This is a genomic window from Megasphaera sp. SW808 (genome assembly GCF_012027795.1).
Taxonomy (GTDB): domain Bacteria; phylum Bacillota; class Negativicutes; order Veillonellales; family Megasphaeraceae; genus Megasphaera; species Megasphaera stantonii.
In genome coordinates this window covers 84,923-106,535 of sequence record NZ_SJOT01000007.1, presented here as the reverse complement: position 1 = coordinate 106,535, position 21,613 = coordinate 84,923, and the positions used below count along the sequence as shown (strand labels likewise).

The following is a 21,613-nucleotide window of genomic DNA, read 5'->3' as shown; positions in this document are numbered from 1 at the left end:
TACGGGTTCGCTGACGGCTACGGGAGACGTTACGGCGGCCAGCTTCAAAGTAGGAGACAAGACCTATATTACGAGTACGGGACTGAATGCAAACAGCCAGAAGATTACGAATGTAGAAGACGGTAATCTGGATTCTGGTTCGAAAGATGCCGTCAATGCCGGACAACTGTATGACGTGAAGCAGTCCATTAAGACGTATGCAGACGGTGATGGGATTATGATTGCCGGAGACGACAATAAAATATCCGTCAATATTGGCAAAGGATTGGAAATTGCCGACGATAAGGTACAGGTCAAAGTCAACGGCAGCAACCTAACGCTGGATGAAACAAACGGATTGGGTCTGTCCACAACCTTGACTGGTCTTGCGAGCATAGAAACGGGAACGCTGACCGCGACAGGAGCCGTCACGGCGGGAAGCTTTTCTACGACGAATGGTAGCGCCACTATCGGTAATATTACTATCAATGCAAATAACGGTGGAAAGATTACTGGTTTGACTGACGGCGTTGTGAGTGAGAATTCGACCGAGGCTATTAATGGAAGCCAGCTTTGGGAAGTTCAGCAAGACATCCAAGGTATTTCCGATTTGGCTGTAACTTATAGGAATAAAGATAAGCAAGCAGTCGATTTATCCTACAATAACGGTAATGGTACTACGATTACTAACGTGGCTGCTGGAGATATTAGTAAGGCAACTTCTATGGATGCTGTCAATGGCGGACAGTTGTATGCTACGAATCAGATTGTCGGCGACGGCGACTACTCGTCCAATAATTTCTTGACAGATAAAACAGCCAGTGGCGGCATGAATTTAACGGACGCTGCCAGCGCGTTGGATAAGGCTATTGGTAATAACCATTATACTGGACAAGGCGTATTAGAAACTAACACCACTGGACAAAATTATGGTAGCATAACAGATACTATTTCTGCACTAGATTTAAAAATTGGCGATCTAACCTTTACTCAACAAAATGTATTAAAAGGTGAACAGCCATCTGTAACAGTAGCACTTGGCACGCTAAATGAAGCTGTTGGATCGATGGATTTTAATAGCGGTATGAATTACATAGCTAGTGGTTCTGATTTGACCCAAGCTGCTCGGACTCTTGATACCACAATTTCCGCAGTAGCAAATGCAGTAGGTGTTCGTGTAACTCCTGAAGGAGGGCTTTCGACTACGATTGATTGGACAGGTTCAAGTATTGCACAAGGTGAAAGTGTCGTAAGTGCGATTAAGAATATAGACGGACGTGTTTTGACCTTGGAAAACGCCAGCAATACTCTTTCTACCTTCTCCCGCTCCAACATCAGCACCCTCAGCGCTCTCAGCAACATGGATATGAGCGCAGTCAATACGCTTTCGTCGTTGAGTGCTGACGACCTTGCGGCGATTTCTACGCTGTCCGAAGACGGCAGTGTTCCGGCAGCCAATGGGGATCCGTCGGGCAGACCGGACAGAGGCCCGAGCAGCGGTTCGGAAGGTTCTTCGACGCACGATGGAGAATCCCAGACGATGGATCATGACCTGAATGTGACGGGAGACGTAAGCGTTGGCGGAACTCTGGACGTGACGGGTGAAGCGAACTTTGGCAGCAACGTCAATGTCAGCGGCGATTTGGATGTTCAGGGCGAAACGAATATGCACGGTACGCTCAACATGAACAACAACAAGATTACGGGCGTAGCGGCCGGTGAAATTTCTGCTGATTCGACGGACGCCGTAAACGGCAGCCAGCTCCATGACGCATGGCAGCAGATCAACAGCAACACGGAAAACATCGGCATCTTAGGCAGCGCAGTCAACAAGCTGGGCGACCGCATCGAGCGTGTCGGCGCAGGGGCAGCGGCGTTGGCGGCCTTGCATCCGCTGGACTTTGATCCGGATAACAAGCTGGATTTTGCGGCGGGCTTCGGTAACTACCGCGGCGCGAGCGCCGTGGCTATAGGCGCGTTCTACCGTCCCAGCGAAAACGTCATGTTCAGCGTCGGCGGCGCATTTGGCGGCGGCGAAGACATGGTGAACGCCGGCGTTTCCTTCAAGGTCGGCGCAGGCTCGGGCAGCGCGACGACGTCTCGGACGGCTATGGCCAAGTCGCTCAAGTCTATGCAGGAAGTCGTAGCGACGCAGGACGCCCAGTTGGCGCAGCAGCGCGAACAGATCGACAAGCTGACGGCTATGGTCGAGCTCCTCATGGAACAGAGCGGCCAGACACAGCCGAAGGAAGACGGCGCAGATACGGCGCAGCCGCAGCAGTAAGACGATACGGGCAGCCTCGACGGGCTGACCGAAGGCAAGAGAATACGGGTCGGGGGGATGTCCTCCGGCCCGTTTTTTCTGGGCAAAAATAATTTTTGAAATATAAAAAGTTCAGAAAATATAAGGTATATGCCTGCATAGCATTTAATCTTTTCGATGTTCTGGCCTTTGCTTCGTATGTATGCTAAGGATTTCCTCTTATTTCTTTCTATTCCTTTTCGGATTTTTGCGGAAATTTAGATTTTTAAGGAAATAAATATATTTCTTCATGTCCCATATACAGTAGAGGGGCGAGCAGGAAGGACGGCGCGCCTCACCGGAAGTATACGTATCCTAAGTGAAGGGAAAGGAGGAAGGACCGATGGCAGAACGTACGCCTGTTTCCAGCAAGCTGAAGCTGACCGTGTCGTATCAGGACGGCAGCGGCGCGCAGAAGACCCGTCAGGTCACGTTGGCTCATTTGAAGTCCGGCGCAGAGCCGGCCAATATCGTCGACGTCGTGACGGCTCTCGGCACGCTGCAGGACGACCCGTTTACGGCGATCCGCGAAGTAGTGGAACACGAGATTTCGGCCTAAGGGCCCGACTATACTAGGGAAAGGAGGTACCGGCTATGGCTGTGACGAAAACGAGAACGCTCCAGCTCGAATTTCTCGACGGGGGCGGCAACAGCGTCGTCTACTCCCTGAAGGACCCGAAAGAGGGCCTGGACAAGGCGACGGTCGAAGCGGCGGCCCAGACGATCGTCGAGAAGAAGGTCTTCGCGACGGCTGACGGCGACCTGGCGTCGCTGAAGCAGGGCCAGATCGTGACCCGCAGCGTCGAGACCATCGACGAGTAAAAAAACGCGCCGGGCGGCATGTCTCGGGCCCAAGGCCTGAGGCCGCCTGCCGGCGCATATTATGTGAATCGATTGGAGGAGTTCGAAATGACCGAAGCGCTGCGGCCTTGGATTCGCGAGGCCCAAAACGGCAGCACCGAAGCTGTCGAATTTATTTTAGAGCAGTTTCATCCCCTCATCTGCAAGCATTCTCGGAAGAACCGCCACCACTACGACTCGATGGACGAGGCTCGTTCGACGGCCCATTTGGCGATTATCGACTGCATCCACGCCTTTGACCTGAACAGCGACGAGGATGCGCCGCGGGCCTTCAACCGCACGATTCAGAGCCGGTTTCGCCGGGAAAGCCGCCAGAACCAGGTGTATTGGGCGAGGGTGGAGAAGAACATCGTCGGTGAGGACGCGGCGACGGATTTGCCGCCCATTATCGACGAGCTGGCGCCGGACCCGCATCACTACATGGACTTCGTCGGCCTGCGGGACGACCTGGATCTGCACCTGAGACGCCTGAGCGAGCGGGAACGGCGGTTTTTGCATCTGCGCTACGTCGCCGATATGACGCTGGCAGCTATCGCCGCCCTGCACGGCTTGTCGCCCTCGCAGGTATGTAAGGTCATCAAGGGGGCGGAACATAAATTAAAATCGGCCATGACGGCCCAGGAATACAAGGATATTTCGCCATGACAGCTGTGCCGGATGATGCGGGCTCGTGCGTCCGGCATCAGAGCGAACGTGGCGAAGACGGGGGAGCTGAGAGGCTCTTTTTTTTGTGCCTGGAACAGGGGGAAGGTGCCGTTTTTGGCATAGGTCATTTGTTGCCGAATCGTACATATGTTTAGTATACTATAAGTAGAAGGCGGCGAGGCCGTGAAGCGAATCAAGGACTGGGAAGCAATTTCCTGTTTTTAAAGGTCATGCAGAATAAAAGGCTGTGCCAGCATCTGATTGAGAAAATACTGCAAATCAAGATCGTCGAGATTACCTACCCTGACACGGAAAAGAGCATCGACGTCCGCTGGGACAGCAAGAGCGTTCGCCTCGACGTATACGTCAAGGACGAAACGGGCCGGGTCTACGACATTGAAATGCAGTGCGAAAACGAAGCGAACAACGGCCTGGCCAAACGGACGCGGTATTATCAGGGAATGATCGACATGGAGCTCTTGAATAAAGGCGACGTATATGATAACTTAAAGCCATCGTATATTATATTTATTTGTACCTTCGACGCCTTTGCCAAGGGCCGGCCCATGTATACCTTTCGGAACCGCTGCGTAGAAGAAGACGGCTTGGAGCTGAACGACGAGGCGACGAAGATATTCCTGAACAGCAAGGGCGACAGCGAGACGCTGGACCCGGATGTACGGGCGTTTTTGAGATAGGTAGACGGAAAGGCGGCGGAGGGGAGCTTTATGAAAGCCGTAGAAGACGAAGTCATGAGAGTGAAGGAGCACAAGGAAACGAGGCGAGAATATATGACGTACGCAATGGAAATTAAACGGCGCGAGCTGGCGAAGTTTAAAGAAGGCCGAGAAGAAGAGCGGTCGTCGATTATTTTGAACATGCTGAAAGACGGTGTTGCTAAAGAAATCATAGCAAAATATGTACGTGTTTCTGTGGAATATGTTACAGAGCTAGGAAAAAAGAATCACTTATTGTAATCTGAATAAGGCATCTGCGGGAGTGGACGCCTTATGTTGTGAGGCAGGGCCTCGTTTTTGCAAGGGAGACAGCGAGACGTTGGACCCGGATATATGGGCGTTCCTGCGGTACGTCGATGGAAAAGCGGCGGAGGGGGCGTTTGTGCAGGCCTTGGATACGGAAGTGAAAGCTATCAAGCAGCATAAAGAAACGAGGCGAGAATATATGACGTTGGCGATGGAGTTAAAGAGACAAAGACAATTTGGTCGAGAAGAAGGCCGAGAAGAGGGGCGAGAAGAAGGGCGGCAAGAAGAACGGTTAAAAATGATACTAGCGATGCTGCGGAAGGGATTTTCCGTAGAGAGCATTGCAGAATGTGCGCAAACCTCGGTAGAATATATCATGGAATTAGGAAAAAAGAATCATTTGTTGTAATCTGAGTAAGGCATTTGCGGAAGCGGGTGCCTTATTTCATGAGATGGGATCTCGTTTTTGCAAAGACGACAGGAGCTGCTGGCTCTCAGACGTGCAGGCGTTTCTGCGGTACGTTGATGGAAAAGCGGCGGAGGGGGCGTTTGTGCAGGCCTTGGATACGGAAGTGAAAGCTATCAAGCAGCATAAAGAAACGAGGCGAGAATATATGACGTTGGCGATGGAGTTAAAGAGAATGTTTGCCGAAGGCGAGAGAACGGGCGAGCAAAAGAAAGAGACAATGATGATATTAGAAATGCTGCGTGAAGGTATTTCTAAAGAGACTACTGCTAGATGTGCGCGTGTATCGGTTGAGTATGTAGTAGAATTAGGAAAAAGGAATCATTTGCTGTAATTTGGGCAAGGTGCCTGCGGGAGTAGACGCCTTATGTTGTAAGATAGAATTTCGTTTTTGCACAGACGACAGCGAGGCGTTGGACCCGGATATACGGGCGTTCCTGCGGTACGTCGATGGAAAAGCGGCGGAAGGGGCCTTTGTGCAGGCCTTTTGTAAAAGCGACAGCGCGAAGGCTATGCAGGTGTTTTGCGGTACGTAGACGGCGAGGCGACGCAGCAATTGAGAGCCGTCTCAGTGGATCGGGAATGGGGCGATATTTCATCGGGACTATTGTGCCGGATGCTGAGGACGCATGCGTTTGGCATCCGTGGGAAGATAACGGTGAAGGGCTGCGTGATTCTTTTCTCAGAGCATACGCCATGCCCCGGCGCAGAACATACGAAACAGACCGAAGGACGAGGAACATGGGTCGTCTTTCGGTCTGTTTTTTTACTTTCATTGGTTTTGTATAAGTCTTATGGGATGCCCGGTATGTTGAGGGGAAATGCGTGAGGACGGGCTGCGTCCGGCGTGTCCGGTACGTAGACCGTCAAAAACGACGGCAGCACTTCCAAATCGAGGGGGAAGGCCGGCCCTTCGTCGCCGTCCATATTGGTCGACAGGGGATGGTCGTCTACGATGGAGATCTTGGCCCGGGTCGTCGTCATGAGGGTCATGTATTCGCTGCTCAGGGGCGCGCCGGCGAGAAATTCCGGCACGAGCTTGAGCAGGTCCAAATAGGTAAAATCCTTGAATACGGCCAGCCAGATCTTGCCGTCGTCTACGCGGGCCTGGGGGGCGATGTTGCGGAAACTGCCGACGGAGCTGGTCAGCATGGCGACGAGCAGAGGCGAGCGGTAAATCATTTTGCCATCGTCCGTTTCGATTTTAAACAGCGACGTCTGGTGGTTCTGCAGGGCCTTGATGCCCGTGAGGAAATAGGCCAACGGCCCGAGGCGGGTTTTCTGCTCGATGGAGACGTGGCCGACGGCTTCGGGCATGATGCCGGCGGCGATGGTGTTGACGAAATAGCAGTCGTTGGCCCGGGCGATGTCGACCTTCGTCGTCCGGCAGTGCTTGAGCATGGCAATGGCTGCTTCAGGGTGCAGGGGAATGCGCAGGGCCCTGGCCAGGTCGTTGACCGTACCCAGAGGGATGAATCCGAAGTTGATGGGGCGGTTGGCCTGAGCCAAGCCGTTGATGGTTTCATTCAGCGTGCCGTCGCCGCCCATGGAAAATACGGCGTGGAATCCGTCAAGGGAGGCTTCTTTCGCCCAGGCTGTCGCATCGCCGGCTTTCTCCGTCTGTCTCAGCTCTACGAAATCAAACATAGTCTCCAGCTGCGCTTTCAGTGCGTCCTTATGATATTTGGCCCGTTCCCGGCCGGCTGTCGGGTTGATGATCAGCATACACCGTTCCAAAGTACATATCCCTCCATGCTGTTAAAATACGCCGTAGCTGTAGGCTGTAATAATGTACTATTATTATAGCCAGAAACGATTCGCAAGTGAAGACGGGAAGGGGGGATTTGTAAAAAAATTTTTACAGCCAAAACATGACGGCTATGGAAAAGGAGTTGACCGCCTGCCGTCGAACTACATATTATAGTAAAATATAGCGGCAGCAACGCGTATCATAAGGGAGGAATGACAATGGATATACAATTTGACGCGGCCTGTTACCCCTACGCCTCGCGCCGGGAGGTCGTATACGGCCGCCGCGGCATGGTGTGCACGTCCCAGACCCTGGCCGCCCAGGCGGGCCTCGATATGCTCAAGCAGGGAGGCAACGCCGTGGACGCCGCCTTGGCGACGGCTATCAGCTTAGTCGTCCTGGAGCCGACGAGCAACGGCCTGGGCAGCGACGCCTTCGCCCTCATCTGGACGAAGGGCAGGCTCCACGGCCTGAACGGCAGCGGCTGGTCGCCCCAGGGGCTGACGTGGGACAGCCTGCATGATAAAGGCTTAGACGCCGTGCCGCACCGGGGCTGGGCGCCGGTCATGGTGCCGGGCGCGCCGGCGTCTTGGGCGGAAATCCACGAGCAGTTCGGCAAGCTGCCCTTTGAAGCTCTCTTTGAGCCGGCAATCTATTACGCTGAACACGGCTATGCCGTCATGCCGAATTTGGCGGCCATGCTGGCCGAAAGCTGGGAAAGCTTCGCGCCCTACCGGGAGGAAGAAGCCTTTTCCGGGCTGTTTTCCACCTTTTTCCCGCAAGGGCGGCCGGCCCAGGCCGGGGAAATCCTGCGCCTTCCCGATCATGCCGCGTCGCTGCGCCTGCTGCGTGATACGCGCTGCCGGGCATTGTACGATGGCGAGCTGGCCGACGCCATAGACGACTGGTCGCGCAGGACCGGCGGCTATATCCGCAGGGACGATCTGGCGGAATACAAGCCCCAGTGGGTCGAGCCCATCCATACGAACTACCGGGGCTACGACGTGTGGGAGATTCCGCCGAACGGCCACGGCCTAGTCGTGCTGATGGCCATGAACATCGCCAAGGGCTTCGATTTTGCTGAGCGGGATACAGTCAAGTCCTTCCACCGGCAGATTGAAGCCATGAAGCTGGCTTTTACGGACGGCCGCCAGTACATTGCCGACCCGCGGTTCATGAAGACCGACGTGTCCTACTGGCTGTCTGACGAATACGCCGACATGCGCCGCAGCCTCATCGGCGAAGAAGCGGTGCTGCCGACGCCGACAGACGCCAATAACGGCGGCACGGTCTACCTGTGCGCCGCCGACGCGGAAGGCAATATGGTCTCGTATATCCAGAGCAACTTCGACGGCTTCGGCTCGGGCATCGTCATTCCGGGACGGGGCATCGCCCTGAGCGACAGGGGCAGCAATTTCAGTATGGATCGCAGCAGCGACAACTGCGTCGGCCCGCGCAAGAAATCGTACCACACGATCATCCCCGGCTTCTTGACCAAGGACGGGCAGCCCATAGGCCCCTTCGGCGTCATGGGCGGCTTCATGCAGCCGCAGGGACAGATGCAGGTCCTCATGAACACCATCGATTACCACCTCAACCCCCAGGCGGCCCTCGACGCGCCGCGCTGGCAGTGGGTCGGCGGCAAGCGCATCGAAGTAGAGCCGGCCGTTCCGTCTGAAATCGTAGAAGGCCTGCGGGCCAGGGGACACGACGTCGTCGTCAATCCCAACATCATTTCGTACGGACGGGGCCAGATCATCTGGAGAAATGACGAAGGCGTCCTCATGGGAGCGACAGAACCCCGGGCTGACGGCGTCGTCGCCGCCTGGTAAGGGACGGAGCCAGCGAGCCTGTCCCGGTTCTTCCGACGGGAAACAAGGCCTTGTTTGTACCGTTTTTCACAGACAAATTTTTTGCATGACAATAAAAAATTAGGCATAACATTTCTTTGGCAAGACTGACAGCATACGGCGCCTGCGTACGCTGTCAGTCTTTTTGTCATGTCCTGAAAGGACAAAATATACTATAAATGCATTACTTATGGCCTGTAATTGCGATTTTAGTATATGGCGAATATTTTTTGCAAAAGACATTGCAAAAAATTTATTGCGATGATAAAATCTTATCGAAATAAGAAAGGAGGGGACGACATGAGAAAATTAGAGACCTATATACCATTAGTAGAATTTTTGGGAAAAGCCTTAGGGGAACATTGTGAAGTAGTATTACATGATGTAAGCGATCCGGAACATTCTATCGTGGCTATTGCGAATGGACATCTAAGCGGACGCAGTATCGGCGGCTCGCTGACCGATATGGTGCTGAAGCTCCTTCGCCAGGGCGACAAAGAACAAACGCAGTACGTCGTCAATTACCACGGCAAGGGAAGTACGGGTCATCTGTTTCGCTCGTCTTCTTATTTTATCCGAGGCGACGAAGGCTCGATCATCGGCGTGCTGTGCCTCAACTACGACGTGCAGCCTTACATCACGGCCCGGGAGATCATCGATAAGGAAATCCTTAAAGGCCTGAAGCTGGAAGAATTCCTTCCGGCAAGCCACGAAGACGCCGTGCCTGCCGACGCCGTCGAGAATTTGTATAAAAACGCCGGCGACGCCATCGAGAGCATGATCGACAAGCGGCTGGCGGAATATCCCGTAGAGCCGAAGCGCCTGTCCATGAAAGAACGCATTCAGGTCAGCCATGATTTGAATGAAGACGGCCTGTTCCTGCTCAAAGGCGGGATTTCAGCCCTCGCCGAGCGGCTGGAGGTGTCGGAGCCGACGGTATATCGGTATTTGCAGCGCATCCGCCGGGAAGAATAAGCGGACGAGCTGATTTGAAACTGGTTTAATGTATCGGATTTGGAATAGGGGACGAAGCCGGTATTTATTTATATTTTTGTCATATATTTTGTAAAGGAGATGGATTTTTAACATGGCAACAACGAAGTTGACTCACGCCCAGAAAGCTGGCATGACGGAAGCGGAATGGAAAGAAGCGATTAAGTTTGACGGCACCGACTGGGGCTGGGTCATTATGAGCATCGGCATGGCTATCGGCGCCGGTATCGTATTTCTCCCCGTACAGGTAGGTATCGCCGGGATTTGGATTTATTTGTTATCTTCTGTTATCGGCTATCCGGCCATGTATTTGTTCCAGAAATTATTTATTAATACCTTGGCTGCCGCAGAAAAAGCAGAAGACTATCCCAGCATCATCGCCGGCTACCTCGGCAAGAACTGGGGCTTCTTCCTCGGCGTATTGTATTTCATCATGCTGGTTATCTGGGTATTCGTATATTCTACGGCGATTACCAACGACAGCGCGTCCTTCCTCCATACCTTCGGCGTGACGGACACGGTCCTTTCAGATAACCCCTTCTATGGCTTAGCCATTATCTGCATCCTCGTAGCCCTGGCTTCCCGCGGTGAAAAGCTGCTCTTCAAGCTGTCTACGGGCATGGTTCTGACGAAAATCGGCGTTATTGCCATCTTGGGCGTCATCATGGTACAGCACTGGGATTTGGCCAACTTCGGCTCCTTCCCCGACTTTGAATACCTCATCAAGCAGACGATCATCATGCTGCCCTTTACGCTTACGTCTATCCTGTTCATCCAGAGCCTGAGCCCCATGGTTATTTCCTACCGGGCCCACAACAAGTCCATCGAAGTCGCCCGCTACAAGGCGATCCGCGCGATGAACATCGCCTTCGGCATCCTCTTCGTCGTCGTATTCTTCTATGCCATTTCCTTCAACCTCGCCATGGGTCACGACCAGGCCGTTGAAGCGTACTCCAAGAATATTTCCTCCCTGGCTATGGCCGCACAGGGCTTTGAAGGCAACTCCGTCCGCATCATGAGCCTGGTTCTGAACATCTTCGCCGTCATGACGGCATACTTCAGCGTATTCCTCGGCTTCCGCGAAGCCTGCCACGGCATCGCCCTCAACTGCCTGCGCCGCATGATGCCGGAAGAACGTATCAATAAGGGCGCTCTGAAATTCGGCATCCTCATCTTCGCCGTCCTCGTATCCTGGGGCGCTATCGTGCTCAACGCGCCGGTCCTCAGCTTTACGTCCATCTGCAGCCCCATCTTCGGCCTCGTCGGCTGCCTGATTCCGGCTTACTTAGTTTATAAAGTGCCGATGCTGCATCAGTTTAAGGATCTCAGTCTGAAGATCATCATCTTCACCGGCATCTTGTTAGTTATTTCTCCGTTCTTGGCATTTTCGTAAAAAGGAGCGCATGATAGTATGATAAACGCAAAATGGGAAAGAATGATTGAAATCATGAAGACGGACGTCGTTCCGGCAACGGGATGTACGGAACCTGTATCGCTGGCCTTCGCTGCGGCTACGGCTGCCCGTGAATTGGGCGAACCGGTCCAGTCCATCGAAGCCCGCGTATCGGCAAACCTGATGAAAAACGGCATGGGCGTCATGGTGCCCGGCACGGGCCGTCCCGGCTTATATATCGCCGCAGCTGTCGGCGCCTTGGGCGGCGACCCGGAAAAGGGCCTCCAGGTCCTCAACGGCATTGCCGAAGACATCGTAGAAGCCGGCAAGCAAATGGTAGATACGGGTCTTGTTACGGTCGGCATTGCCCGCGAAGTTCCCAACGTCCTCTATTCGGAAGCGCTGGTCAAAGGCAAGGAACACACCGTCAAGGCCTGCATCGCCGACTCCCACACCAACGTCATCCGCATTGAAAAAGACGGCGAAGTCATCTTCAACGCCGAACAGGAAGAAGACAACAGCCTGGAAGAAAAGAACGCCTTCCTCAACGGCTTGTCCGTGAAAGAAATCATCGAATTCGCCGAAAACGTTCCTCTGGAACAGGTCGATTTCATGAAGCAGGCCGAAGCCCTGAACGACGCCCTCTCCAAAGAAGGCCTGACGGGCAAATACGGCCTGGCCATCGGCTGCGCCCTCCAGCGCAAGCAGGAAAAAGGCTTCGTCGGCAAGGACCTGATGAACGAAGTCGTCATCCGCACGGTCGCTGCCTCCGACGCCCGCATGGGCGGCGCTCCCCTGCCGGCCATGACCAACTCCGGCTCGGGCAACCAGGGCATTTCGGCGACGGAACCTGTCGTCGTCGTAGCCGACTATGTCAAAGCCAACGACGAAGACCGTCTCCGCGCCATGGTATTGTCCCACATGATGGCCATTTACACCCATTCCTTCCTGCCGAAGCTGTCCGCCCTGTGCGCGACCTTGACGGCATCGATGGGCTCGGCGTCGGGCATGGCCTGGCTCCTCGACAGAGAACACGCTGAACAGACCATCAGCAACGCCATCTGCAGCATGACCGGCGACGCCATCGGCATGGTCTGCGACGGCGCGGCCAACAGCTGCTCCATGAAGGTCGTCACGGCCGTCTCGTCGGCATACCGCTCCGTCATGCTGGCCCTCGACAACATCCGCGTCGGCGGCGACGACGGCCTCGTAGCCCACGACGTAGACGAATGCGTCCGCAACGTAGGCTGCCTGGCCTGCCAGGGCATGAAGGTAACGGACGACGAAATCCTCAACATCATGCTCCACAAAAACAAAGGCTGCTAATTTGGCAGAGTAACTGATACCTTACACCCTTCATAATACATAACAAAGAAACACGAGCTCGGGATATTTCCCGCTCGTGTTTTTTTGTTATGTAAAAAATTCAGGAAGGCGGAAGGCTGGACTTTAGAGAAATAACTAGGCATAGGAATTAAAACTATGGCACCCTATGGCGCGGCAATGGGGGGATGGCGGAAATAGGGGGCGTGGGAGAATGGATTGTTCTTCTTTGTATCCTTGCCTTTTATTGTGTCTGTACTGCTCTGCGTTTTGGGGCTTTGCCGTCTATCCGTAAAGGGAGGAGCTGACGGCTGATTTGTTGGAACACCCCAAGTTGCTGTCTTTATAGGACATGGGCCGCATGGCTGACGACGCGTGTATGCGGCGATGCCGTGCCGATGAATGCAATCCGTTTTTATATCTTGCTGCTGAACCTGAGGCTTTTCCGGGGGTTCAGCTACAGAAAAGGAGGTGTATGACCTACTCATCGCGGTGGAGATACCTATCAGGCGTGTTTCATGTTCGGGAACAAAGGAGAAAGTCTTGTATATCCCATGCCACATATTGGTTTTACAGAAATGAGATCCGTATAGCCTGTATGACGTATCTGCCGCTATCCCCCTTTAGGTAGTATGCTTGCCCTGCGGCAATAAAGGTGAAGATCGGTACGGCATACTGCTGCGTTGCAGTGATTGCTAAGGCCTGCTTGCCATGTCGAATCGGCTTGTATGATATATGGCTGGCAGTGCCTTTTTCGATAGGCAAACAGGGGAGAAACGCTGTATTTTCCTGTCTGCTGTCTTGCTGGCTTGGGCAGATTGGCCGCGGCCATCGGCGGCTCGACCTCCTTTGAAGGCGAACGCAAGACGGCGGCCAATGTCGGCGTAACCTTCCGCGTCGGCGAAGGCGCATCGGAAGCTCCAGTTGTTCAGGATACTGAAACGAAGCAGCAGATGGAAGCGATGAAGCAGGAAATCGAAATGCTGAAGGCAGAGCTCGAACAGTTGAAGAATAAGGATACGGAAGGCACGAATGATAAGAACTAACTCCGTGTAACAGGGAACCATCTCTTAGGATACTAACAACGCAAACGCATCGGGTTCAGGTATGTATCTGAGCCCGATGCGTTTGTGAGTTCGCTGCTGGCTTTATGTACTGCCGTTGTCATACAGGGCATTATGCTCATGCCGTCTCATTTCCCTTGCAGGGCAGACACCTCTTTCTGTCTCGGTATGTTACCTTGTTTGTCTTTCGACATGGAATGACGCCCTTTTCCAGATACCCCCTGCATATTTGGAAAATACCCCCTACGTGTATATAAAACCGCATCCCTGCGGCATAAACCAAATAAGCTCCCTCCCCGTCATACTGTAAGGCGGAGAAGGAGCTTATCTGGTGTTGCTGTTCACTTGTTGGTTCTTTTACAAAAGAAATAACCGCCCTCAGTCTCCAAACTTAGGCGGCATATTTCTTGCTTAAAATTGTAGGGGCTGTACCCGTTTGTCGGTGTAATGCCTCGTTTTTATTCCATCTTTATGATATCGGGCAGCGAGAAGGCTGTCAAGGAAAATTAGCGTCGGCATATGTATCATATTGCCACAGGCATTACATACACAACGGCAGGCGGTTATATCGCCCCTATCCATTTGAACGGAATGGGGGTGATGCCCATGAACGATATGAACATTTTCTTATTGTTGCTCATCGTTTTGGTTCTTTTGACGCAAAAGAAATAACCGCCCATAGTCGCTAAACGTTGGCGGTATATTTCTACTGTTACTATTAGGGGCTTATAACCGTTTGTCGGTGTAATGCCTCATTTTTTATTTCACCTTTATTATATCGGGTATGGAAATCCTCGTCAAGGAAATTCGCCGCCTGCCTATGCCTATCTGACCGGCCTTATCGTATCAGGCGGGACAGGCACGGTTCGAACTGGACGCCTTCGCGGTAGTCCGATCCGGATTGATAGGTGTACTCGATGGCACGGCTGACAAAGTCCATCGCCTGCAGCACTGCGTCGTGGAGCGACGCGCCGTTCATCGTTGCGCCGGTCAGGACGCTGGCGAAGAGGTCGCCGGTGCCGCAGGTGCTGAAGGGGATGCGGGGCGTCGAGCTTTCGTCGAAGGTAGCCGTCGCCGCGTCGTAGCTGGCGACTTTGATTTCTTCGTTTGGCGCGGGCACGCTGGTGACGACGATTTTCTGCGGGCCCAGCTCGGCTAGTCCGCTGCATACTTCCCGGATGCGCTGCGTATTGGGAACCGTTTCGTCGAAGGATGTGCCCAGCAGCAGGCAGGCTTCCGTATAGTTCGGCGTGACGATGGTCGCGCGGCTGACGAGCTTTTTCATTTCCGTGACGATATCCGGCGTAAAGACGGGGTACAGGACGCCGTTGTCGGCCATGGCCGGGTCGACGACGATCAGCGTATCTTCGCTGGCGAAGCGGCGGATGGCGTCGGTTACGATGGCGATTTGGCCGGCGTCGGCCAGAAAGCCGCTGTAGATGGCGTCGTAGGAAAGGCCCAGCTCTTGCCATTTATCCATAAAGCCGTTCATATGGGGCGTAAAATCGGAAAAGGTGTAGTTTCCGTAGGTAAGATTATTGCTGAACATGGCCGTCGGAAAGGGACATACCTGGATTCCCATGGCGGAAATGACGGGAATGGCGGCAGTCAGGGAACAGCGGCCGAAGGAACACATGTCGTGAATTGCAAGCACTCGTTTGGTTGCCATAAATATCGCGCCTCCTCGCGTAAACTGTATACCCATTTTACCGCATTATCTGGCAGGAGTAAATGAGACAGATAGGGGCGATTCTGTATTCTTCGCGGCCAATCTACTCGCGGCGTCTGTCCTATGATATAATAACAGAAAATCTGTTGGCATGGAGATGGAGGAATTAGGATGGCCCAAGAGGAACGGGTAATTATGGGACTGAGCGTAAAAGCCATGGTATTTTTTGAAGGGCGGCTGCTGTTGCTGCAGAAAAACGACGCCGAAGGGCTCCACCACTGGGAATTTCCCGGCGGCGGACTGCATTTTACGGAGGATTTCGAAGCCGGTCTGCGTCGGGAGGTGCGGGAGGAAACGGGACTGACTGTGGATCTCGAAGCGCCTGTCGGCATTTGGAGCTATCAGAAGCGGGACGGCCAGTTTTTAAACGGCGTCATCTTTTCGGCCCTGGCAGACAGCGGCGACGTCGTCTTGTCGGACGAGCATCTGGCCTATCGCTGGGTGTCGCCGGAAGAGTTTCACACCTACCGGATTCACGGCTCCCTGCGGCGGTCCCTGCGGCAGATGAAGGGCTTTGCTTACGAGCGGAGCTACGAGCTGCTGCGCGATTTTTTAGCGATCGATTGAGGAGATGCAAATGGATAGAAAGAGACAGGAACGGGCTCCCTTTGTCGAGGCGCTGGAAGCCTACTGCCGGCTCGGCATGACGCCCTTTCACACGCCGGGGCACAAGGGCGGGCGGAGCAGCTCAACCTATCAGCGCGGCCTGTTCGGCGACGCCCTGCGCCGCGATTTGGGGCTGATGTATGCGCTGGACGATTTGTTCCAGCCTGAAGGGCCGCTGAAGGAGGCCATGGAGCTGGCGGCGGACCTATACGGCGCGGGACGGACCTTCTTTTCCGTCAACGGCACGACGGCCTGCATCGAAGCCATGATACTGGCTGTCTGCCGACGCGGCGATTATATCATCATTCCGCGGGAGGCTCACCGGTCGGTCATGGGCGGCCTCATACTGAGCGGCGCCATACCGGTGTACATGGAGAGCCGCTTTGCCGAAAAAGAGCAAATTTCTTTGGGACCCGACCTGGAAAGCTTGCAGGCCGCCATTGCCGCCTGCCCGCAGGCTAAGGCCGTCTTGTTCACTTACCCGACGTATGACGGCGTTGCCGGAAATCTGGAGGAAATGGCCCGCTATGCCCATGAACAGGGGATGTTCGTCCTCGTCGACGAAGCCCACGGGGCTCACCTGCCCTTTTGCGGCGATTTGCCGAAGGATGCCTTATCCTGCGGCGCCGACTGCACGGCTCAGAGCACCCATAAGCTGACGGGCTCCCTGACGCAGACGTCTATGCTCCACTGCCGCCGCGCCTTTCCCCTGACGGATAAGGTCGCCGCGGCCATGGCCCTCGTCCAGTCTACGAGTCCCCATTATTGGTTTTTGGCATCCCTGGACAGCGCCCGCCGGCAGCTGGCCCTTCATGGGACGGAACTCGTCGGGCAGGCCGTCGGGCTGGCCCGCCAGGTACGTTCGGAACTCAACGGCATAGACGGCCTGTATTCCTTCGGGACAGAAATTACTGCCTACGACGCCGTGGGGGCCTTCGACGAGACGAAGGTGACCATCGATTTCTCCGGCTTGGGTCTGGACGGCAGGCAGGCTGAAAAGCTCCTACGGCAGGAAGGCGTCGAGGCGGAGCTGACGGCAGGGAATCACGTGCTGACCCTCATGACGATGGGCGACGATGAAGAGACAGCCCGGACGCTGTGCCGGGCGTGCCGCCGCGTCGCCGAAGGGCTATCTGGACGGACGGCAGGAACCAGTCATCGGATGGCAGAGCTGCCCCTGCCGGTCCCCTGCGTCGTCGTGCCGCCTCAGGAGGCCTGGAATGCCGAGACGGAGGCCGTGCCCTTTGCCGAGTCCCTGGGCCGCGTCGCCGCCGAGACGGTGACCTTTTATCCGCCGGGCATTCCCGCCGTCGGGCTGGGAGAAGAGATTACGGCCGATGTCATGATATATATAAAGGAAAAATTAGCGCGAGGCTACAGTCCCAACGGCCCGGCCGACGGGACTTTTGGCACGATTCGCGTGATACAAAAAGGATGATGCATATGAACGGAAAATTGATTATCATCGAAGGCGGCGACGGCAGCGGCAAGGCGACGCAGACGGCTATGCTCGTCGAGCGGCTGGCGACGGAAGGCCGGCCGGTGCGGTCCGTCAGCTTTCCCGATTACGACAGCGATTCCAGTGCGCTGGTCAAGATGTACCTGCGCGGCGACTTCGGCAGCGACGCCGACGGGGTCAACCCCTATGCGGCGTCGGCCTTTTACGCCGTCGACCGCTTCGCGTCGTACCAGACGCAGTGGAAATCGTTTCTGCAGGACGGCGGCATCGTCGTCGCCGACCGCTATACGACGAGCAACATGCTGTATCAGATGATTAAAATAGACGACGCGGCGGCGCAGGAGGCCTACCTGGACTGGCTGTGGGATTTCGAGTTCGGCAAGCTGGGCCTGCCCGAGCCGGACATGGTCGTCCTCCTGGACGTGCCCCTGGCGGTGACGGAACGGCTCATGGCCGGCCGGACGGGAAAGACCGGCGGCCGCACCGGCGACATCCACGAGAAAAACGAAGGCTTTCTGCGGAAGTGCCACGACGCCTACGACGTGCTGGCGAAGCGGTACGGCTGGCAGCGCATTGCCTGCGCCGACGGCCTGGCGATGCGCACGCCTGAGGCGATTTGCGACGACGTGTACGAGGCCGTCCGGGCCTTGTGGAAATAAGGGCCGGAAACGGCTGAATTTGGCGGTGAACCTAGACTTTACCGCCATTTTTTTTTATAATGAATTAGTTAAGATGATTTTTCCGGCGACAGGAGGCAGGCCATGTACGAGCAGTATTTTCAGGATATTATCGGCCACGGCGCCATCAAAGAGCGGCTGATCCGCCTGATGGAAACGGACCGCCTGCCTCACGCCATGATTTTTGCCGGTCCGTCCGGCGTCGGCAAGACGATGATGGCCTTTGCCGTCGCGTCGGCCCTGGCCGGCCGCCGTGTCTTTGCCGGTCAGGACATGAAAGGCGACGGGCCCTTCGCGGCCGACGGCGACGAGGCCTATTACGTAGCGCCGCAGGGCGCGATGCTGAAGGTGGACCAGTTCCGCCAGCTCCAGAGCCGGCTGATACTGCAGGGACGGGCCGGCCGCATGCGGGTCTGCATCATCGACCACGTAGAGACGATGAACGCCGAGTTTGCCAACCGCATGCTGAAAATATTGGAAGAACCGCCGCAGGGCGTCTGCTTCATCCTCGTGACGGACCAGCCGTCTCTGCTGCTGCCGACGATCGTGTCCCGCTGCGCTGAGATCGCCTTCGAGCCCGTCGGCGACGCGGAGCTGACGGAAGGACTCCTTCGCCTGCGCGGCGGCCGGCCTGCCGACTACGAGCAGGCCGTGGCCTGGGGCGGCGGCATCGTCCAGTCCGTCCTGGCCCATCTGGACGGCGGCGGGGGTGAGGAGGCGGCGCGGGCCCTGGAATTTCTCCGCATCGCGGCGACGCACCGCTGCCCCTACGCCAAGTGGCTGTCCGTCTGCGCCGATATGACCGAAACGGAAACGATAGAAACGCTGCGCTGGGCCGGCATGTTCCTGCGGGATATGGCTGTGCTGCGCAGCGGCGCCGAGCCGTCCTTGCTGCGGCTGAAACGGCATACCGAAGACATGATGAAGCTCATGACCTATTGGACAGACGAGGCCATATTCGCCATGCTCCGGGCCTTCGACGAAGGCATGGAAGCGGCAGGCCGCCACGTCAATACGCGCCTTGTATGGGATTACGTCTGTATACAGTGCATACAGGCCAAAGGAGGTATTTAGTTGATAGTAGTAGGTATACGATTTAAACCTGCTGGTAAGATATATTATTTCGATCCGACGGGCATTCCCCTGGATTTGGAAGACGGCGTCATCGTCGAGACGGCCCGGGGCATGGAATACGGCTCCGTCGTCATCGCCCCGCGCAGCGTCGACTCGGCCGAGGTGGTGCAGCCCTTGAAGCCGATCATCCGGAAGGCCACGGCCAAGGACCTGCGCCAGGTGGAACGCAACAAAGAGCGGGAAAAGAAAGCCTTCGGCATCTGCCAGGAAAAAATTGCCAAGCATAAGCTGCCCATGAAGCTCATCGACGTGGACTACACCTTCGACATGGGCAAGATCATATTCTTTTTTACGGCCGACGGGCGCATCGACTTCCGCGAGCTGGTCCGCGATTTGGCCGCCGTGTTCCGCACCCGCATCGAGCTGCGCCAGATAGGCCTGCGCGACGAAGCGAAGATGGTCGGCGGCATCGGCTGCTGCGGCCGGCCCCTGTGCTGCGCCACCTTCCTGGGCGATTTCAAGCCCGTGTCGATCCGCATGGCCAAGAGCCAGGGCATGAGCCTGAATCCCACGAAGATTTCCGGTATCTGCGGCCGCCTCATGTGCTGCCTGCGCTATGAAAACTCCCTGTACACGTCGGGCGAGCTGAAATGCGCAAGCTGCCAGCAGAAAGCGGAGCAGCAGAAGCCGCCGGCCGTAGGCCGCAAGGTCATTACCGACGAAGGGACGGGCACGGTCCTGCGGGTCCACATGAAGGACCACACCGTCAAGGTACAGCTGGAAAACGGCCATACCATCAACGTGTCCTGGTCCGACGTAGCGGAAGTGGAACATGACTGATATACTGCGGCCCCACGAGCGCCTCGACGACCTCGTATTGGACGGCATGAAGCTCATCCAGCGGGACGACCAGTTCTGCTTCTCCATCGATACGGTGCTCCTGGCCCATTTCGGCCCGGTCCTGCGCGGCCCGGCTCTCGACCTGGGGACGGGGACGGCGGCCATCCCCCTCATCCTGACGGCCCGCGGGGCGACGGACGTGACGGGCGTAGAGCTCAATCCGGTCATGGCCGACATCGCCCGCCGCAACGCGGCCCTCAACGGGCGGGACGACAGGATACGCATCGTCGAAGGCGACTACCGCCGCATTAAGGAATGGTCGCCCAGCGGCTATTACAGCGTCGTCTACGCCAACCCGCCGTACCGGGAAAAGAGCCGCGGCGCCTACAGCGAGACCGACGGCATACGCCGGGCCCGCCACGAAGAGACGGCTACCTTGGACGACGTGATGGAAGCCGTCAAATACGCCTTGAAATACCGGGGGCGGTTCCGCATGGTCCACATTACGGAACGGCTGACGGACATACTGGAATCCATGCGCCGCCACGGCGTAGAGCCCAAGGCGCTGCAGATGATTCACGGACGGCCCGATAAAAAGGCCAAGCTCTTTCTCGTCGAAGGCGTCCGCGGCGGCAGCGCCGGCTTAGAAATATGGCCGCCCCTCATCGTCCACGAAGCAGACGGCTCGTACAGCCGGGCCGTATTGGATATGTACGGAAAGGAATAGGGGAAAGGAGATACGATGGCTGAAGTTTTTCAAAAGGGAACGCTCTATTTGTGCGCGACGCCCATAGGAAATTTGGAAGATATTACGTACCGCGTCGTCCGCTGCCTGCGCGAGGCCGACGTCGTCGCCGCCGAAGACACGCGCCATACGAAGCAGCTTCTGGCGGCCTACGGTATCGATACGCCCCTGACGAGCTATCATGAGCATAACAAGGCTGAAAAGGGGCCCCAGCTCATCGACCTGCTCCGCCAGGGGCAGATGGTGGCCCTGGTCAGCGACGCCGGCATGCCGGCCATCTGCGACCCCGGCAGCGACCTCGTGCGGCTGGCTATCGAGGCCGATATCCCCATCGTGCCCCTGCCCGGGGCCAACGCCGGCCTGACGGGCCTCATCGCGTCGGGCATGGACACGACGCAGTTTACCTTTATCGGCTTTCTGCCCAAGACGCAGAAGCATCGCCGGCCCGTGCTGGAGCGCGTGAAGAGCTACGGCGGGACGCTCATCTTTTACGAAGCGCCCCATCGCATCCAGACGGTGCTCCGGGAGCTCATCGACGTCCTGGGAGACCGGCAGGCCGTCATCTGCCGGGAACTGACTAAACGGTACGAACAATATATGCGCGGCCCCCTGAGCCAGGTGACGCAGGAGCTGGCCGAACAGGGGGCGCGCGGAGAATTTGTCATTCTCGTCGCCGGGGCGACCGATTCGGAAGATACGCCTGCCGGCGACGGCGATTACGCCGCCCAGGTCCGGGAGCTCATGGATCAGGGCGTCGATAAAAAAGAAGCTGTCCGCATCGTAGCCAAGCGCTGCGGCGCGCCGAAACGCAGCGTCTATCAGGCTGCGCTCACGTTATCATAAGCCGGCTCATTTGCCGGCATAGGAGGAAAAG

At 56.0% G+C, this 21,613-nt stretch carries 22 protein-coding genes; 20 read left to right on the top strand and 2 right to left on the bottom strand.

Translation table 11 applies throughout. The features are described from left to right. From E0L13_RS04545 to E0L13_RS04515, 8 genes are all read left to right on the top strand, one after another. Positions 1-2,263 (top strand): YadA-like family protein (locus E0L13_RS04545; RefSeq protein WP_206081518.1); only part of this gene is annotated, 2,263 nt, incomplete at its 5' end. Positions 2,264-2,624: 361 nt separating this feature from the next. Next, positions 2,625-2,840, top strand: a complete 216-nt coding sequence (locus E0L13_RS04540; RefSeq protein WP_087478557.1) for a DUF1659 domain-containing protein — start codon at positions 2,625-2,627, stop codon at positions 2,838-2,840. Positions 2,841-2,875: 35 nt separating this feature from the next. Further along, on the top strand, positions 2,876-3,103 hold the full coding sequence (locus E0L13_RS04535) for a DUF2922 domain-containing protein (protein WP_107195605.1): 228 nt from the start codon (positions 2,876-2,878) through the stop codon (positions 3,101-3,103). Positions 3,104-3,190: 87 nt separating this feature from the next. Continuing rightward, on the top strand, positions 3,191-3,787 hold the full coding sequence (locus tag E0L13_RS04530) for a sigma-70 family RNA polymerase sigma factor (protein WP_168060639.1): 597 nt from the start codon (positions 3,191-3,193) through the stop codon (positions 3,785-3,787). A 161-nt stretch (positions 3,788-3,948) separates the two neighbouring features. Further along, complete coding sequence (locus tag E0L13_RS11765; RefSeq protein WP_346766162.1) at positions 3,949-4,485, top strand: Rpn family recombination-promoting nuclease/putative transposase; 537 nt, start codon at positions 3,949-3,951, stop codon at positions 4,483-4,485. A gap of 30 nt (positions 4,486-4,515) precedes the next feature. Next, complete coding sequence (locus E0L13_RS11760) at positions 4,516-4,764, top strand: hypothetical protein (RefSeq protein ID WP_206081516.1); 249 nt, start codon at positions 4,516-4,518, stop codon at positions 4,762-4,764. A gap of 79 nt (positions 4,765-4,843) precedes the next feature. Continuing rightward, positions 4,844-5,179, top strand: coding sequence for a hypothetical protein (locus tag E0L13_RS04520; RefSeq protein ID WP_168060637.1), 336 nt, complete (start codon positions 4,844-4,846; stop codon positions 5,177-5,179). 151 nt (positions 5,180-5,330) lie between these two features. Beyond that, positions 5,331-5,570 carry a hypothetical protein gene (locus E0L13_RS04515; RefSeq protein ID WP_168060635.1) on the top strand — a complete coding sequence of 80 codons (240 nt, stop codon included), beginning with the start codon at positions 5,331-5,333 and terminating at the stop codon, positions 5,568-5,570. Positions 5,571-6,028: 458 nt separating this feature from the next. Here E0L13_RS04515 and E0L13_RS04510 read toward each other — a convergent pair whose 3' ends face one another. Continuing rightward, positions 6,029-6,973 (bottom strand): diacylglycerol kinase family protein, encoded by a 945-nt coding sequence (locus tag E0L13_RS04510; RefSeq protein WP_168060633.1) that lies wholly within the window; start codon positions 6,971-6,973, stop codon positions 6,029-6,031. A gap of 231 nt (positions 6,974-7,204) precedes the next feature. Here E0L13_RS04510 and E0L13_RS04505 point away from each other — a divergent pair, with 231 nt between their 5' ends. The 5 genes from E0L13_RS04505 to E0L13_RS04485 all read left to right on the top strand — a co-directional run bounded on the left by E0L13_RS04505 (position 7,205) and on the right by E0L13_RS04485 (position 13,591). Next, the gene (locus E0L13_RS04505) at positions 7,205-8,818 is read left to right on the top strand and encodes a gamma-glutamyltransferase family protein (RefSeq protein WP_240924656.1); all 1,614 of its coding nucleotides are present in this window, start codon (positions 7,205-7,207) and stop codon (positions 8,816-8,818) included. 318 nt (positions 8,819-9,136) lie between these two features. Then, complete coding sequence (locus E0L13_RS04500) at positions 9,137-9,811, top strand: helix-turn-helix transcriptional regulator (protein ID WP_095629054.1); 675 nt, start codon at positions 9,137-9,139, stop codon at positions 9,809-9,811. A gap of 112 nt (positions 9,812-9,923) precedes the next feature. After that, complete coding sequence (locus tag E0L13_RS04495; RefSeq protein ID WP_239386347.1) at positions 9,924-11,222, top strand: amino acid permease; 1,299 nt, start codon at positions 9,924-9,926, stop codon at positions 11,220-11,222. Positions 11,223-11,240: 18 nt separating this feature from the next. Then, positions 11,241-12,548, top strand: coding sequence for an L-serine ammonia-lyase, iron-sulfur-dependent, subunit alpha (locus E0L13_RS04490; protein WP_168060631.1), 1,308 nt, complete (start codon positions 11,241-11,243; stop codon positions 12,546-12,548). A gap of 806 nt (positions 12,549-13,354) precedes the next feature. Then, positions 13,355-13,591: a hypothetical protein gene (locus E0L13_RS04485; protein ID WP_168060628.1), complete on the top strand. Its 237-nt coding sequence runs from the start codon at positions 13,355-13,357 to the stop codon at positions 13,589-13,591. An 856-nt stretch (positions 13,592-14,447) separates the two neighbouring features. On the opposite strand, the gene E0L13_RS04480 is transcribed toward E0L13_RS04485, so the two are convergent. Next, positions 14,448-15,278: a pyridoxamine kinase gene (locus E0L13_RS04480; RefSeq protein WP_168060626.1), complete on the bottom strand. Its 831-nt coding sequence runs from the start codon at positions 15,276-15,278 to the stop codon at positions 14,448-14,450. A gap of 171 nt (positions 15,279-15,449) precedes the next feature. On the opposite strand from E0L13_RS04480, the gene E0L13_RS04475 reads away from it, so the two are divergent. The 7 genes from E0L13_RS04475 (at position 15,450) to rsmI (ending at position 21,582) form a co-directional block, all read left to right on the top strand. Next, positions 15,450-15,905 (top strand): NUDIX hydrolase, encoded by a 456-nt coding sequence (locus E0L13_RS04475; protein WP_168060624.1) that lies wholly within the window; start codon positions 15,450-15,452, stop codon positions 15,903-15,905. Positions 15,906-15,915: 10 nt separating this feature from the next. After that, positions 15,916-17,382, top strand: coding sequence for an aminotransferase class I/II-fold pyridoxal phosphate-dependent enzyme (locus E0L13_RS04470; protein ID WP_168060622.1), 1,467 nt, complete (start codon positions 15,916-15,918; stop codon positions 17,380-17,382). A gap of 5 nt (positions 17,383-17,387) precedes the next feature. Beyond that, on the top strand, positions 17,388-18,062 hold the full coding sequence (locus tag E0L13_RS04465; RefSeq protein ID WP_168060620.1) for a thymidylate kinase: 675 nt from the start codon (positions 17,388-17,390) through the stop codon (positions 18,060-18,062). Positions 18,063-18,164: 102 nt separating this feature from the next. Next, positions 18,165-19,154 carry an AAA family ATPase gene (locus E0L13_RS04460; protein WP_168060618.1) on the top strand — a complete coding sequence of 330 codons (990 nt, stop codon included), beginning with the start codon at positions 18,165-18,167 and terminating at the stop codon, positions 19,152-19,154. Next, positions 19,155-19,994, top strand: coding sequence for a stage 0 sporulation family protein (locus E0L13_RS04455; RefSeq protein ID WP_087478570.1), 840 nt, complete (start codon positions 19,155-19,157; stop codon positions 19,992-19,994). Further along, positions 19,987-20,721, top strand: coding sequence for a methyltransferase domain-containing protein (locus tag E0L13_RS04450; protein WP_168060616.1), 735 nt, complete (start codon positions 19,987-19,989; stop codon positions 20,719-20,721). The genes E0L13_RS04455 and E0L13_RS04450 overlap by 8 nt, the downstream gene beginning before the upstream one ends. Positions 20,722-20,736: 15 nt before the next feature. After that, a complete protein-coding gene (gene rsmI / locus E0L13_RS04445) occupies positions 20,737-21,582 on the top strand; it encodes a 16S rRNA (cytidine(1402)-2'-O)-methyltransferase (RefSeq protein ID WP_168060615.1) in 846 nt (281 codons plus the stop codon). Positions 21,583-21,613 lie beyond the last annotated feature (31 nt).